Genomic DNA, 14,453 nt, shown 5'->3' with positions numbered 1-14,453 from the left:
TGTACAGCACAGAGCAGCCACAGTACAAGACAGGGCGCTTTACTTCTGAGTCAGCGACCAGACGGCAATGCTGCCGGAAATTTCATTGCCGACGATCAGCAATGGGGTGTTGGTCGGGCTGTGCTCGGCACTTACAAAGGTCATCCCTTCCGGTGCCAGGTCACCCGAAATGTCAGCCCCTTCTTCCAGACCTCGGTTAATGAGGTAAGTGGTAAAGGTGACATTGAACGGGTTGGTGACATCATAGATCAAAATACTGCCCATGCGCTCCAGTCCGACAAATGCATAGGTACGTTCACCTATCTGGCCCAATGTCAGCGCTTCTGGTTCAGCACCTTTGGCGTCTGAGCGCGTATCGCCTTCGTTGGTGTCTTCATCGTTATTAAACTGTTCACCATGCAACGCGGTGGTGATACGTGCGATTTCGTCTCCAGAGTCGAATACTCGAGCACCACGTTGATCCCAGATAGAGAATGAGCGAGCACCATAAGTGTAGAGTTTTTCGTACTGGCCATCGTTGTCCTGATCGCCCATCACGGTCGACACTTTCAGGCGACCCAGGTCGTCGTTGTCATTGTTGATGTAAGCAAAGTTATCCGCCAATGTCAGGTCTTTGGCTCGGATCTCATCGGTATATGCCAGACAACCATCGTCCTCATCGAAGTCTAGTCCGCCATTAGCGGTACACTCGGCTTCATCGGCAGCTGGGAAGAAGTACTCCCGCCCATCTCCTTCGTTAGCTGTGACGATGAAGTTCGCGCCTTGCCATTGATAGCTAGCGATGGTGTCTGGTTGGTACATGCCATACAAGCCCGGATAGCTACGCAGATTGATGCCGCCATCTTTGTCGGATGCATCCAACGTCCATTTACCCCAGTCTTTGTAACCCAGGCCTTTTATTGTTAGTGAGTTATCACTTAAGTCTACAATGGCCAGTGCATTGTTCTCTTGTAACGAGACATAGGCATAACGATTATCTTTACTGACAGTAACGTACTCGGGTTCAAGATCCATCGCAACACTGGTATTGATTGCCTGCCCTTTGATGGTGCGCCCGGTTGGGTTGGCAAAGACGACGCCCTGGGCTTGTAACTCGGCTTGTTGGTCATTGAAGGCTTCAAACCCTAACAGGACAGCCTGTTCGGCAATCTGACCGTTATTGACTTCTATAATGGCAATGCTGCCTTGTGGGTCAACGCTATAATCGCCTGCTGGCTCGCCTTCATTGGCTACCAAAATTTTGCTGCCATCCTGATTAAATGTCACCATATCAGGCAGGTAACCTACCTCGACTGACTTCAGAAGTTGAGGTGTTTGTGCGGCAATATCGTAGACCAGCACAAATCCGGTTTCACCGGTTTCGCGTGCCATGGCAACGGCGAGTAGGTCACCATGGATCGCCAGGCTGTTTGCATCAGCGGCAACCACATCACTGACAGCAATCGTTTCTGTCACGGTGAGGTTGGTGTTAGTGATTACACCCTGATTGTCTTTGTTGAGCTTGTCGGCATCAAGCTGTGCGGCTGAAATTACGGCGATTTGCGGCCTGTCTCCAGAGCTGTCCAGTGCAAAGATACGCTGACTGGTTGCGTGATAAGCGACGATTTCGGCAGCGCCTTCCGGGCTTGCTACGTTTAAAACGGCACGGCCTACCAATTGTGCTGACAGATCACCCGTCATGCGAGCGCCGGTCTCGCCTTGTGGCCCTTGTGCACCGGTTTCACCTTGTGCGCCAGCGTCTCCTTTATCGCCTTTTTCACCTGCCGTGCCCGCCTGGCCCGTCTCACCTTGCAGGCCTTGCTCACCTGTTTGTCCGTTGTCGCCATCCAGGCTGCAGCCACTGAGTAAGCCCAGTAGCGTTAAAGAGATCAGTGTTTTTTTCATTGTCTTTATTCTAAGTTGAGAAAATCACTGTCATTAAAACAGGGATAATTGACATCAGAATGACAAAGGAGGGGTTTTGATAAAAGGAGAAATAAAATGGCCCTCGCACTTGGTGCGAGGGAAGCCAATGATGACGGTCACTCTAAGATTGAGTGAGGCGATCAAGCTCTGCGCGTTGCGCGCTGGGTAAGTTATCAACAACAATCTGATACGAATCATCAATCATGCGTTTGATTTCTTCTTCCGGGATGCTGCCATCAAGTACGATGGTGTTCCATAATCGTTTATTCATGTGGTAGCCAGGCACTATTGCAGCGTACTTGTCGCGTAACAAAAGTGCTTCATCTGGATCACATTTTAGGTTAAGCCACCAAACTGGCTCACCATTTTCACCCAATTGACCCTCTTTCCCTTCATATAAGGTGGCAAACATCTTGTGCTGCACCTTGTAAACGTCCACGTCCTGTGCAAACGGTTTTGTGATAAAGGTCCCAGGCTTAGCCTGTAAATACTCATGTACGAATTTCTGATCCATCGCCCGTGTCCTTGAAATAACAAATTAAATTAAAACAACATGGGGCTGATTTTAGCAGCTTTTGTGAGATTTCTGTAATTGGGAATAAGTAAAAATTATCAGTCAGTTAAGACCAAATAAGAATATAACTGAATAACCTTATCTAAGCTGCGCAACAATATAAGTATATTTCACCCTACTGAGAAAAATACGTATTAAAACGCACAGAGGTTAACCAGTCCATTTATCTTTACAGTTCCAATTTCAAATCTGCTCAAGGGGGAGTCTCCCCCCGCTCTTTGACTGCTAACCACACCATGACCAAATGACAAATGCCCACTTCATTAAACATTCACGCGCTTCAGGGGAGACAGGAACCTCTCCGGATGCAGTGAAAGTGCAATCAAATTGGCACGCATAAGCTTTCAATCCCGTTCGGCTTAACCTAAGTGTAGGAAAATCAAACAGGATCGCCAGCGAAAGTAAGTTGTGTTCAGACCGGCCCATGATCTGAAGGCATACTTTGCTGCGCTTATTTTTACGTCAGCGCAAATAATACCTTGTTAAAATAATAAGTTAGTAGCTATTTGCGATTTCAGATACTCATTGTTTCGGGTACCTGAGTGAGAAACCAATTGTTTCTGGGGACGTATTAAATTAAATAATGCAATATTTTGCAACAATTTAAGTGTTTTTGCGTGCTTTTTAGACTTATTGTACACTGCGCGGGAAAAAAGTTACCCATTTACTTAACGTGTCGCACAGTTTGACCTGGCGTCCACGTTTGGATCTCAAATACGGAGGCAATGTGTTGGTGTTGTATGCTGTTTTAATGTGTCTGGGTGGATTGCTGATGCTGAATGAGCTTCGCTGTACGGGCGTCACAAGGCGCTCCTGGGTGCTATTAGCTGCGTTTGCAGGACCTATGGTGTGGATCCTGTTTCGTGCGCACTACCGGCTCGCCTGGCTCAAACAGGTGGGACCGCAGTATTGTGTCTTGCGTGCCTGAAGAAACCATTGAAGTGCGCTCACGCGTAATGCGCCATGTCCTTAGTCTGCTCTGGTGTGCGAAAATCTCGTGATTAAGGAAAAAATACCTGCGTAGTCTCTTAAGCCATATGTTTTGGATGAAACCTGTGTTAATAAACCTGGATTGGGCTGAAGGGTCCAACTAGATAGGTTTTGCCGCTGAGAACCATTAATCTGGCCCTGGCGGCCGTTAGTTTACCAGCTGTAGTGTGGGTTTTTCAGACAGCTGCGCGCGCAGGAATTGCTCGAACTCTTCGGCCGAGAGTGGTTTAGCGTAGTAATAGCCCTGAATGGTCTGGCAATTCAGGCGCTGCAACTGAAGCAGCTGCTGTTCCTGCTCAACCCCCTCCGCGACAACGTGCAGACCCAGATTGTGTGCAATCGTGACAATGGAGTCCACCATGTTACAGCCACGCTCTGTGTTCATATCATCTACAAACGCTTTGTCTACTTTGAGGGTGTTCAGTGGGAACTGTTTCAGGTAGGCGAGTGAGGAGTAGCCGGTACCAAAGTCATCCATAGCCAGGTGGATCCCGCGAGAGCTGAGAGAGCGCATAATTGAAATTGCTTCTTGTGGATCATCCATAACAGTGCCCTCTGTAATTTCCAGCTCGAGAAAATAAGATGGAAGTTGATTCTTTTGCAAGATGAGATCTATACGGGCGGTGAGATCGGGTAAGCTAAACTGGCGGGCAGAGAGGTTAACCGCAACTCGGCCGTTGAATAGCCCCATATCAACCCAGCGTTTGACATCTTTACAGGCCTTGTCCAGTACCACTTCACCGATTTCTACAATCTGACCTGTCTCTTCTGCGATGGGAATAAACAAGCCTGGGCTGATCACCCCTTTTTTGGGCGTGATGAAGCGGACCAGGGCTTCCATACCGACTAACGCGCCACTGGCAATGTCCATTTTGGGCTGATAGTAAACGACAAAGTGATCCTCTTTTAAGCCAAATCGCATGAGGTTTTCAATTTGCAGACGTTTAACGGCCTGTTCATTCATTGAGTCGTTGAAGAACAGGTAGTGGTTACCTTTTTGCTTGGCATGGTACATGGCTGTGTCTGCATTTTTCAGCAAAATCTCTGGTGTGCTGCCATCTTCCGGGAATAGCACAATGCCCACAGATGAGGTGATCACCAGTTCGTGGTTAGCCATCTTAAAGGGGGTCGCAATAACAGCCAGAAACTGTTTCGCGGCTTTACTGATGGTGTGAATGTCATTCGTACCTGACATCACCAGGGCAAATTCATCGCCACCCAGGCGGTAAAATGTGTCTTGCTGACGGCACAGTTTATTGAGGCGCATGGCGAGCTTAGCAAGCAGGCTGTCTCCCAGCTGGTGGCCAAGAGAGTCATTAATTTTCTTAAAGTTATCCAGGTCAAAAACCAGCAAAGCATGATCGCGTTTTTGGTCGACGAGTTTTTTTAGATTGGTAAAGAATAGGTTTCGATTGGGCAGGCCCGTAGTGCGGTCTCGATTCGACAAATTGTGCAGTTGTGATTCTGCTTTTTTGCGTTCGGTTAGATCAGAGAATACCACCACGTAATTGGTAATGTGGCCATGGTTATTTTTAATCTCATCAATGGAAATCTCGATTGGCAGCATAGTGCCCGTCTGGTCGTAGAGTTTAAGTTCTTCCTGCCAGTGCTCGCTTTTCCTTAAGGCGGCTTTTATCTGATTGATAAACTGGCCATCATATCCAGGGAGCTTAAACTCGGTATTGATATACTGTTCACGCACACCACCAAAGATTCGAATATAGCTCGGATTCAAGTCAACCAAGCGGAAGGTATGATCATAAATAGCAATAGCGTCGGTCAGAGATTCGACACACTTGGCGAACAGGTTCAGGCGCTCTTCCGTACTTTTAAGGTGGTTAATATCACGGATAGTACCAGTCATCCGCAGTGGGTTAAGGTTTTCATCTTTTTCTATGATTTTGCCTTTGTCCAGCACCCAGTGATACTGCTCGAGGCTGTTTTTGACCCGATAAGTGGCCTCAAAAAAGGCGGTTTTCTCTGCAAAGTGAAGTTTGAGCTGTTTTTCTACCAGCGGGAGATCTTGAGGGTGTATCTGGCTGGCATTGGGGATCAGATGGGTGCCTGGCGTTGTGTCCAACATAAACTTATCGTTTATACGGGTAATTTCACCACTGCGTATGTTCCAGTCCCACAGTGTGTCTCCACTGCCTTCTACGGTGCTTTTGAGGCGTTGCTCTGAATGTCTGAGTGCCCTCAGGGAGTGTTTGGTTCGGCGGTTTAAGATAACCAAGTAGAGCAAAGTGGCGGCTGTGACAAAGCCCACCAAAACGAGCAGTGTCGAAGAATTATTTTGTATAATGCCTGCTGGCAGGGGCGCACTTATTGTCGGCCAGGCCAGAAGTAACAAAACAGATGTAATTGTTTTTATAATTGTTGTTTTCGTCATAAGGCTTAAAGGTTCAATTACATTTGCTAATCTAATCTAAGCCCCAGGCAGAGTCAAAAAGAAAGTCAGAAAAAATCCCTAATTTCGGACCTAAGCGGTATGTCTGCGCGTATTTTGTGCATTGAGACGGCAATTGTGACATGAAAATGTAAGATTGAAGGGAGGTGATCACTTTACTGCAGCTGAAGCCTTGCTCAGTGGCGCGCATTGGCAAAGATGCGCCACTGATATATCGGGGAGTTAATTACACCTAAGTGTGACTTTCGCAAAGTCGTTAGAAATCAGTTTGACTATATACTGTTTCAGATCATCAAACGTGAGCGCCTCAAGTGCTGCAATGAGCTTTTCCTGCATTGAAAAGGCGTGATCGTCAGTGCCAATGGCGATCCACAAACGTTGAGAGCGTAGTCTCAGGTTCTTGTCCTTCTCCGCAATCTGGGCATGCAATGCCGCTTTCACTTGAGTCCATTGGGTGGCTTCATAGCTATCCAGCTGAACAAGTAAATCGGCCAGGTATTGGTGATGACGTTGTAGCAAGGTGGCACTGTCATAGCTGGACGACTGTACATAAAATGCTATGCCGGCGCGGGTATTAAAGGGGGCATAACCTGCACCAACCAGATAACCAAGCTGCTGTTGTGTGCGCAAAGACTCAAAGTAATCTTGACTGACTAACTGATTGAAAGCCATCACTTTGACTTTATCGTCCACGCTGTTAGTGGGTGCCTGAATATACTCGACAAAAGCATGTTCGGCCCCGGACTTCTCAATTTGCACGTGTTGATTTGATGTAACCAGGTTGAGTGGTTTTTTCAGGTCGTCCAGGATTTCGCTGTAGGCAAACAGGGCATGTAGTTGTTTTTGCATATCGAGTGCATGGTCCAGTTGCCAGTTACCGTGCATAAATGCCTTAATATGGATCTCTTTGAAAAAGTTATCCCGAAACAGGCAAAACTCATTAAAGCTGATGTTTTTGAGCGCTTTGGCCAGTTGCTCTGGGGTTGGGTTCCAGGGCATCAGATGGGCACCCAATAAACTGAACAGCTCACTAACAGGCTTACTCTTGTTGTGGTTTTTCCAGTGCCGGATCAATTGTTTTTTATATTCTGCAAAGCGGGTGGCACTGATCGGTTGTTTCAGCAGAGCTTCGACCAGTTGCAGCACCAGTTTGAGCTGGCTGGCAGACAGGCCTGCGGTTTGTAAGGTTAAACCACCCTGGTGGGAGCTGAGGTGATAGCTCAATCCGGCCAGCTCCGCAGCGTAAAATTGCTCTGCGACACTGTCCATAAACAAATCGGCGAACAGCCGGGTCATGGCCATGCTCTTATGGTTCACGACCGAACAAAGGGAATCTATCTCTAAATAAAAATGGCCTTTTGTAACCCGAAAGCGGGTGTCTTGTTTGAACCAAAAGGCAAATCCTGGCCTGTCTGTGAGCAGGGTGGGCGTTTTACGTCCGGGCTCTATGTCATACAGACGGTTTTCAAACGCCAGGTAAGGGTTCGCAGCAGGCAAGCGCATTTCGGGCAGTGGCGTGGTAATGTGTTCGAGTGTTTGTAACCACTCCGTATTGATGCGCTCTACCTGGTAGGGCGTATTGTACCATTGTGCTACCTTGCGGGTGGCATCGTTCTCGCAGGTAATATCAGGGTGGATCAAGATCAGACGCATGTTATGCGGCGATAGCAGTTCCATGAGTTCTTCATGCAGTGCATGATTGAAGGCACTCATACAGTAGTCACCATATAGGGTGTCTTCGTCTTCGTAATGGTGCATATTGATGCTCAGCGCGCTGACCCAGTCGAGTAGTTTGCTAGGCTCCTGATTTTCGAATGCCAACTCAAGTAGGCGCTTTTTGTCTTCATAGAGTGCAGGTAAAGCGCCAATCTGTTCTCGGATCAGACTAATATACTCGAACAGCATTTCTACGATATCTTCGTAGTACTCAATGCCCTCGTCAGTCAGCGCGAAACTGATATTAAAATCTTTAAAATTACTGCCGTCTGCGCCACCGCCCGCGGACAGGGCGTTTATCCAGCCATTTTTCTTTAAAATTGCATAAAGTGAGCCATCTCCTTCATAACCCAACAGGTGTGCCAGAAAGCTCAGGCTTTTGAACTTATACAGTCGCTCTACATCGGGCATGGCAAAGCTGACAATCAACTTTTGCATGTGCTTACGCGGTTCAATGTGGAGTAATAACCCCAGATCTTGCTGGCGATATAAGGGGACTTGAATGGCCGGTTTGGGTATGTTTTGACCGGTTACAGGCGTAAAGTTGCGACGTGCCAGCTCGGCCAGCTCATCTAAAGGGTGCGGCCCGGCTAGCACGAGTGTCATCCATTGTGCCTGGTAATGGGCGGCAAAAAAGGCTTCAATCTCTTGTTTAAACTGACCGCTGTGATCGGCCAGGGTATTGTGATTTCCGACGGAAAACTTGGCAAAAGGGTGGGCCGGATTGACGGTTTCTTTGTGCACCTGAATAATTCGGCGATTATCATCTTTGACCTTCAGATTAAACTCTGAGTCAATGGCGTTGCGTTCGTCCTGTAATGCCTCTTCACTAAACAGTGGTGCATAAAAAAACTCACTGAATCGTTGCAAAGCCTCAGCAAACAATGCCGCACGACAATCAAAAAAGTAGCAACTGTGTTCGGTGCCTGTCCAGGCATTACTTTGTCCACCGGCGTGACTGACAAATTGCGAAAATTCGCCGCGCACAGGAAAGCTCTGAGTACCGAGAAACAACATATGTTCAACAAAGTGTGCCATGCCCTGCCGGCTCTGTGGATCGTCAAAATGGCCGACGTTTATTGCGAGGGAGGCTGCTGCCTTATTACTTGATGTATCTTCGACAAGAAGCACTTTTAGACCATTGTCCAGTGTCAGGTGACGATAATTTCTTTTATCATTATTACTCAGTTTCAATTGTGTGCCGCCGATATATTAGTTAGAGACGTGGCTGCTGTTTCCGGGCTACTGCTGGCAAGCGCCCACCAGGACGGTTGCGATAGCCGGTCACCTCTGAATTAGCCTGTATTTAAACTTAAGGTTTAGGTGCTTTTGTTTTAATATAGCGGACAATTTGGGGCAATAGCTACTGCTTGCTTCTAATTTTCTTGCCAACTTTCGGAGTGCTATGAAAACAATTCTGATCATGCGCCATGGCGAAGCGGGCCCTATGCAGGCCAACGATGCGGCCAGAATTCTGACTTCACGCGGGCACGCTCAGGCTGCTGAAATGGGTCAATGGTTAGCTGAACATTATCCGCCACAGGCTGTACTAGTGAGTCCCTATATCAGGGCGCAACAGACGGCTCAGGCTGTCCTGCAAAGCAACCCTGTATCATTCGAAGAGACATGCCAGGATGTTGTGCCCAGTGGCAATGCCGCTGTTGCGATCGATTATCTCGAAACCTTAATCAGTATGCATGACACCTTAGACACCTGGTTAGTTGTTGCGCATATGCCGATAGTCAGTTATTTGGTCGATCAATTGGTGCCGGGTGAAATGCCGATCTTTGCAACGGCTGCCGTTGCGGTGATCCAGTATGACCCAGAGACGCTAAAAAGCGAATTGGTTAAGCTCGCCACACCGACTACCTGAATTGAGACCGATTTTAGGATAAGTTGGCCCGGTGCGGTCTAATGTCCTCCTTTTCACTACGATGCTTTAATACAATAGCATCGCTTTCATGACACCGGTTACCATCTATGGGCGGATGGTTTTCGGTGCTACCTTATTGTTTGTCATAAAATGCGCAACACCACATGTGTCTGGTTGGTGTTGCTGTGCAATCCAAAAAAGTAATGTGCTTGTGTGCAGATCTTGTGATTAGAGAGTATCTATTCGCGGTATGAAGAGCTGGCTGTTGATAAGAGCGAGATAGTGACACCTGTATTTCAATTCGGTAAATCCTTTTCCTGCCATCATATAGGCAAGAGTTTGGTAAGGACAATTGTCCTTATATTGAGGCTTTTTGTTGCGAAAAGTTGTTAACTCTTAGCTAACTTTCACGATATTTACAAAAATGTGGAAAATTTATATGCATAATTGCAGCAATTTGAAAATTTGCTGCTATAATTACGGCCGTCTCGTTCAGCCTCATATAGTCGTTTTGCACTCTCGCTAGTGAGGTCCGCGCTGCTTGTCATTTGCGCGTAAAATTGAGCGAACCAGCCATTGTGATACGGCGCCCAAATCAAAACCGTTGAACTTAAGAGTGCATACAAAAGGTTAAATCCAAACATGAAAGCAATGAAAAGATCTACGTTAGCAACTTTAATCAATGCGACGTTGTTCTCTGCTGTAGCAGGTACTTCATTCACTACGCTTGCAGAAGAAGCGCAAGCCAAAAGTAATCAACTGGAAGTGATCCAAATCACCGCGCGTAAGCGTGTTGAGAACGCACAAGAAGTGCCAGTTTCTGTGTCTGCTTTGCAAGGCGATAACTTGGACGCATACAGCTCAGCTGGTATGGATATCCGCTTTATGAATGCGAAGATCCCGAGCCTGTCGGTTGAATCTTCATTCGGACGTACATTCCCACGCTTTTATGTTCGTGGTCTGGGTAACACCGACTTCGACCTGAACGCGTCTCAGCCGGTATCTCTGGTTGTTGACGAAGTTGTTCAGGAAAACCCTATTCTTAAAGGCTTCCCTGTATTTGATATCGAGCGCATCGAAGTGCTGCGTGGCCCTCAGGGAACCCTGTTCGGTCGTAACACCCCAGCCGGTCTGGTTAAGTTCGACAGCGTTAAACCAAGCCAAGAATTCGATGGGTATGCCGCGGTTTCATACGGCAGCAACAGCTCAATTGACTTTGAAGGTGCAGCCGGAACAGGTTTAACTGACAAAATTTCTACACGTGTATCTTTATTGGTACAAGATAAGCCGGACTACATTGATGTAAAAGCACCTGGATTCGAGAAAGAAGATTCACTGGGTGGCTACAATGAAAAAGCGGCACGTGTACAGTTCTTATATGAAGGTGATGACTTCACCGGTTTGCTGAATTACCACGTACGTGATTTGGAAGGTCGCCCGATCCCGTTCCGTGCGAACCTGATTGAAAAAGGTTCGAACAACATTAACCCATTGTACGATAACGATGTGGTGTATCAGGATGCCGCGTCTCGTGCTACTCAACAAGTAGACACACAGGGTCTGAGCCTGAAGCTGGAATGGGACCTTAAAGAGCACACCATTACTTCAATCACCGGCTGGGAAAGCGCTGAGATCTACTCGCGTGCAGACGTTGATGGTGGATACGGTGGCTGGACTGACTCGACAACAGGTGCACCTGTTCCTCAGGGTCCGGGCATTATTTTCTTCCAGGCAGAAACAGCTGATGCAATCCCTGACCATGACCAGTATACGCAAGAACTGCGCCTTTCAAGCAACTTCTCTGGAGACTTCAACTATCAGGTTGGTTTGTTCCTATTCGAAGAAGACTTAACGATAGAAAGCTTCAACTTTGATACGTCTCAGTTCGATGAGTCAACGGGCAACTATGGCTTGCAAACTGGCTATGTAGTACAAAATCAGGAAACATCAGCATGGGCGCTATTTGGCTCGTTTGATTATACTGTTTCTGAACAACTGGATGTTACGCTTGGCTTACGTTATTCAGATGATGAAAAAGACTTTATGGCGAAGCGCACCTCAGACAACCTGCAACTAGGTGCTAACCCGAGTGACAGCCATGTGAGCTGGGACTTGAGTGCTACTTATAAGCTGACTGATGACGTTAACCTGTTTGGTCGTCTTGCCAACGGTTTCCGTGCACCGAGTGTACAAGGCCGTATCTTGTTTGGTAATGAAGTAACAGTCGCAGAATCTGAAACAGTGAACTCAATTGAGTTTGGTGTTAAGTCAGACGTTTTGGATGGCCAGGGTCGTGTTAACGCAACTGTATTCTATTTCCAGATGGACGACCAACAACTGACGGCAGTGGGCGGTGGCGCTAACTTCAACCGTCTGATCAACGCTGACAAAACCACGGGTTATGGCTTTGAGGTAGACAGTGAGTGGGTGCTGACAGATGAACTGAATGCAACCTTCAATGTGAGCTATAACAAAACTGAGATTGATGATCCAGACCTGGCGGTTGCCGTATGCGGTCAGTGTACTGTGACAGATCCAACTTACATGGTTGAAGGCGCATTTGGTCCAGAAGCGCGTGCAAGATTGGATGGCAATAGCTTACCTCATGCACCAGAATGGATCTCTAACGCGACATTGCGTTACACCACAGAACTGGAAAACGGTGAGTTCTTTGTATACACAGACCTGTCATACCGCAGTGAAATTGACTTCTTCCTGTATGAGTCAGTAGAGTTCACCGGAGAAGCACTATTTGAAGCTGGTGTGCGTGCGGGTTACGCGTGGAACTCGGGCGACAACGACTATGAAGTTTCTGCCTTCGTACGTAACCTGTTTGATGAGCAGGTGGTTATCGGTGGTGTAGACTTTAACAACAACACAGGTATGCTGAACGAAGAGCGCTTTGTGGGTGCTGAGTTCAAAGTGAAATTCTTTTAATTTCACCTTAATTTAAAGTGAAAACCCGTGGATGGTCACCATCCACGGGTTTTTTTATTAATACTGTCATGCAAGCAGACCTCAGTACTGGTAAAGTACTCGGGTAAATACAGAATTTTAGAGGAAGAAACTATGTCCGCATTTTGGAATTATCGCGTTATCTATTGTGAAGCAAATAAAGATGCGCCAGAGCAGTATCAGGTACATGCGGTTGAGTACAATGAGAATGGCAAAGCGGTCAACTGGTCTGAAACGGGTGAGTCACCTTATGGTCAGAGCATTGATGATCTTAAAGCCGATTTTACCCGTTTGCAGACGGCATTTGATAAGCCTGTTTTGAAAGTGGTACGTAAACCGCGTGGTTATGAGCTGGTAGAAAAAGACAGCGGTGAACCTGCACACGCAGAGCCACCTGCCAAAGCCTAATAACATTATACTTATAAAGAAGGAGCGATGATGAGTTTAAAGGCAATCTTGTTTGATTTTGATGGGACGCTGGTGGATTCTGAAGCGCTCCATTATCACAGCTGGTTGCGTGTGCTGGCACCGTTTGGTGTTGAGTATAGCGAGCTGGCTTTTTGTGATGAATTTTCTGGCGTACCCACGCTAAAAACTGCTGAAATACTCCTTGAACGTCACAAACTGCCCAGCACAGCGCAGGCGTTATGCGACGATAAAAACCGCTTTTTTGTTGACACCGCAGCGACTATGCAGCCAAAGCTCATGCCTTATGCAGACGAGATCTTAAGTTATGCGTCAGCGCACTGTAAGTTAGCGCTGGTGACGGGGAGTACCCGCGCCGAAGCGATACCGGTCTTGAATCATTATGGATTGGCGCATTTCTTCGAGTGTATTGTCACTAAAGATGACGTGGTTCAGCCAAAACCACACCCTGAGCCATACCTGCAGGCACTGTCCGCATTGCAGATTGAGCCAGAAAACGCCATTGCGCTGGAAGACAGTACAACCGGGCTGAGCTCAGGTAGCGCCGCAGGCTTGCAGGTAATGGTGATCCCCAATGAGCATTCAGCAAAGCAGGACTTTTCTCAGGCTGCCTGGCAAGTGCAATCGCTGCGCTCGGCGCAAGATGTTATTGAGGGGCTGCTCGCAAAAGGTTAGTACTACCAATTTGCGACTGGCGATTTCCTGACGCCGCGCTAAGCTCTGAGGAAGGATATCTTAACTCTGCCTACAAGGAGCGTAGCGATGAACATTCAACTGACAGGTTGGCTGTTGGCCTGCCTGTGTTATCTGCAAATAGCCTGTGCAAGTCCGGGCCCCAGTGTGCAATTGGCCAAAGTGTATCAGGCACAGCAGCCGGTCTCCCATTATCTGGTAAGTGAAAAGTTTGATGGCGTCAGAGCGGTATGGAATGGTCAGCAGCTGCTTACCCGCACGGGTCAGGTGATCCATGCGCCCGCCTGGTTCACCTCTGAATTGCCAGATATGGCACTGGACGGAGAGCTGTGGGCTGGCTATCAGAACTTTGAATTTGTCAGTGCGGTGGTGCGGCGTCATGAGGCATCCGAGCAGGACTGGCGGCAGATCCACTATCTGATCTTTGATGCGCCCAGCGTGGCTGTGCCCTTTGTACAGCGGTATGACGTCTATTCTCAGCTTATCGATCAGCTGGTACAGCCCCATGTCCGCGCAGTACCTCAGTATCGGTTTACAACCAAGGCTGAACTGGATGAATTTTTTGAGCAGGTATTGGCTCGCGGTGGCGAAGGGGTCATGCTTCATGAACGTCAGGCACTGCACCAGGCTGGCCGTAGTTCGGCCATTTTGAAGTACAAGCCTTATTTCGACGCCGAAGCTGAGGTCTTGGCACATTTGCCCGGTAAGGGTAAATATCAGGGCATGATGGGCGCAATCCGGGTTAAAACGCCACTGGGCATTGTCTTTAAAATAGGCTCGGGGTTCACGGATGACCAGCGTCGCGAGCCTCCCCCAATTGGCAGTCAGGTGACCTACCGATATCAGGGAGTCACAAAATTTGGTAAACCACGATTTGCCCGCTTTTTGCGTGTCAGGCAATCACTTTAAGGATT

Annotated in this window: 10 protein-coding genes; 6 read left to right on the top strand and 4 right to left on the bottom strand. The window is 47.7% G+C overall.

Annotated elements, in window-relative coordinates; all coding sequences use genetic code 11:
* Positions 1-39: 39 nt before the first annotated feature.
* On the bottom strand, positions 40-1,884 hold the full coding sequence (locus tag MHN31_RS03070) for a choice-of-anchor I family protein (RefSeq protein ID WP_239443426.1): 1,845 nt from the start codon (positions 1,882-1,884) through the stop codon (positions 40-42).
* Between the two features lie 142 nt (positions 1,885-2,026).
* Positions 2,027-2,419 (bottom strand): MmcQ/YjbR family DNA-binding protein, encoded by a 393-nt coding sequence (locus tag MHN31_RS03065; protein ID WP_049865405.1) that lies wholly within the window; start codon positions 2,417-2,419, stop codon positions 2,027-2,029.
* Positions 2,420-3,182: 763 nt separating this feature from the next.
* Here MHN31_RS03065 and MHN31_RS03060 point away from each other — a divergent pair.
* Complete coding sequence (locus MHN31_RS03060; RefSeq protein ID WP_138537659.1) at positions 3,183-3,407, top strand: hypothetical protein; 225 nt, start codon at positions 3,183-3,185, stop codon at positions 3,405-3,407.
* 210 nt (positions 3,408-3,617) lie between these two features.
* On the opposite strand, the gene MHN31_RS03055 is transcribed toward MHN31_RS03060, so the two are convergent.
* Positions 3,618-5,858, bottom strand: coding sequence for an EAL domain-containing protein (locus MHN31_RS03055; RefSeq protein ID WP_239443425.1), 2,241 nt, complete (start codon positions 5,856-5,858; stop codon positions 3,618-3,620).
* Positions 5,859-6,098: 240 nt separating this feature from the next.
* On the bottom strand, positions 6,099-8,786 hold the full coding sequence (locus MHN31_RS03050; RefSeq protein WP_239443424.1) for an insulinase family protein: 2,688 nt from the start codon (positions 8,784-8,786) through the stop codon (positions 6,099-6,101).
* 211 nt (positions 8,787-8,997) lie between these two features.
* Here MHN31_RS03050 and sixA point away from each other — a divergent pair, with 211 nt between their 5' ends.
* The 5 genes from sixA (at position 8,998) to MHN31_RS03025 (ending at position 14,448) form a co-directional block, all read left to right on the top strand.
* Positions 8,998-9,465: a phosphohistidine phosphatase SixA gene (gene sixA / locus MHN31_RS03045; RefSeq protein WP_239443423.1), complete on the top strand. Its 468-nt coding sequence runs from the start codon at positions 8,998-9,000 to the stop codon at positions 9,463-9,465.
* Between the two features lie 642 nt (positions 9,466-10,107).
* Positions 10,108-12,402 (top strand): TonB-dependent receptor, encoded by a 2,295-nt coding sequence (locus MHN31_RS03040; protein WP_239443422.1) that lies wholly within the window; start codon positions 10,108-10,110, stop codon positions 12,400-12,402.
* Positions 12,403-12,534: 132 nt separating this feature from the next.
* Positions 12,535-12,828, top strand: a complete 294-nt coding sequence (locus MHN31_RS03035; protein ID WP_010382584.1) for a hypothetical protein — start codon at positions 12,535-12,537, stop codon at positions 12,826-12,828.
* A gap of 30 nt (positions 12,829-12,858) precedes the next feature.
* Positions 12,859-13,521, top strand: a complete 663-nt coding sequence (locus MHN31_RS03030; protein ID WP_239443421.1) for an HAD family phosphatase — start codon at positions 12,859-12,861, stop codon at positions 13,519-13,521.
* A gap of 87 nt (positions 13,522-13,608) precedes the next feature.
* Positions 13,609-14,448: a DNA ligase gene (locus tag MHN31_RS03025; RefSeq protein WP_239443420.1), complete on the top strand. Its 840-nt coding sequence runs from the start codon at positions 13,609-13,611 to the stop codon at positions 14,446-14,448.
* The last annotated feature ends 5 nt before the right edge of the window (positions 14,449-14,453 follow it).

Origin of the sequence: Pseudoalteromonas sp. McH1-42, assembly GCF_022347845.1 — a bacterium.
GTDB classification, from domain to species: Bacteria; Pseudomonadota; Gammaproteobacteria; order Enterobacterales; family Alteromonadaceae; genus Pseudoalteromonas; species Pseudoalteromonas rubra_D.
This window is presented reverse-complemented; position numbering and strand designations above follow the sequence as displayed.

What these genes read in the sequence shown, in the direction of transcription:
- MHN31_RS03035 (WP_010382584.1), top strand. Translation starts at nt 12,535, where the DNA reads ATGTCCGCATTTTGGAATTATCGCGTTATCTATTGTGAAGCAAATAAA.
- MHN31_RS03070 (WP_239443426.1), bottom strand. Translation starts at nt 1,884, where the DNA reads ATGAAAAAAACACTGATCTCTTTAACGCTACTGGGCTTACTCAGTGGC.
- MHN31_RS03040 (WP_239443422.1), top strand. Translation starts at nt 10,108, where the DNA reads ATGAAAGCAATGAAAAGATCTACGTTAGCAACTTTAATCAATGCGACG.
- MHN31_RS03030 (WP_239443421.1), top strand. Translation starts at nt 12,859, where the DNA reads ATGAGTTTAAAGGCAATCTTGTTTGATTTTGATGGGACGCTGGTGGAT.
- MHN31_RS03055 (WP_239443425.1), bottom strand. Translation starts at nt 5,858, where the DNA reads ATGACGAAAACAACAATTATAAAAACAATTACATCTGTTTTGTTACTT.
- MHN31_RS03065 (WP_049865405.1), bottom strand. Translation starts at nt 2,419, where the DNA reads ATGGATCAGAAATTCGTACATGAGTATTTACAGGCTAAGCCTGGGACC.
- MHN31_RS03025 (WP_239443420.1), top strand. Translation starts at nt 13,609, where the DNA reads ATGAACATTCAACTGACAGGTTGGCTGTTGGCCTGCCTGTGTTATCTG.
- sixA (WP_239443423.1), top strand. Translation starts at nt 8,998, where the DNA reads ATGAAAACAATTCTGATCATGCGCCATGGCGAAGCGGGCCCTATGCAG.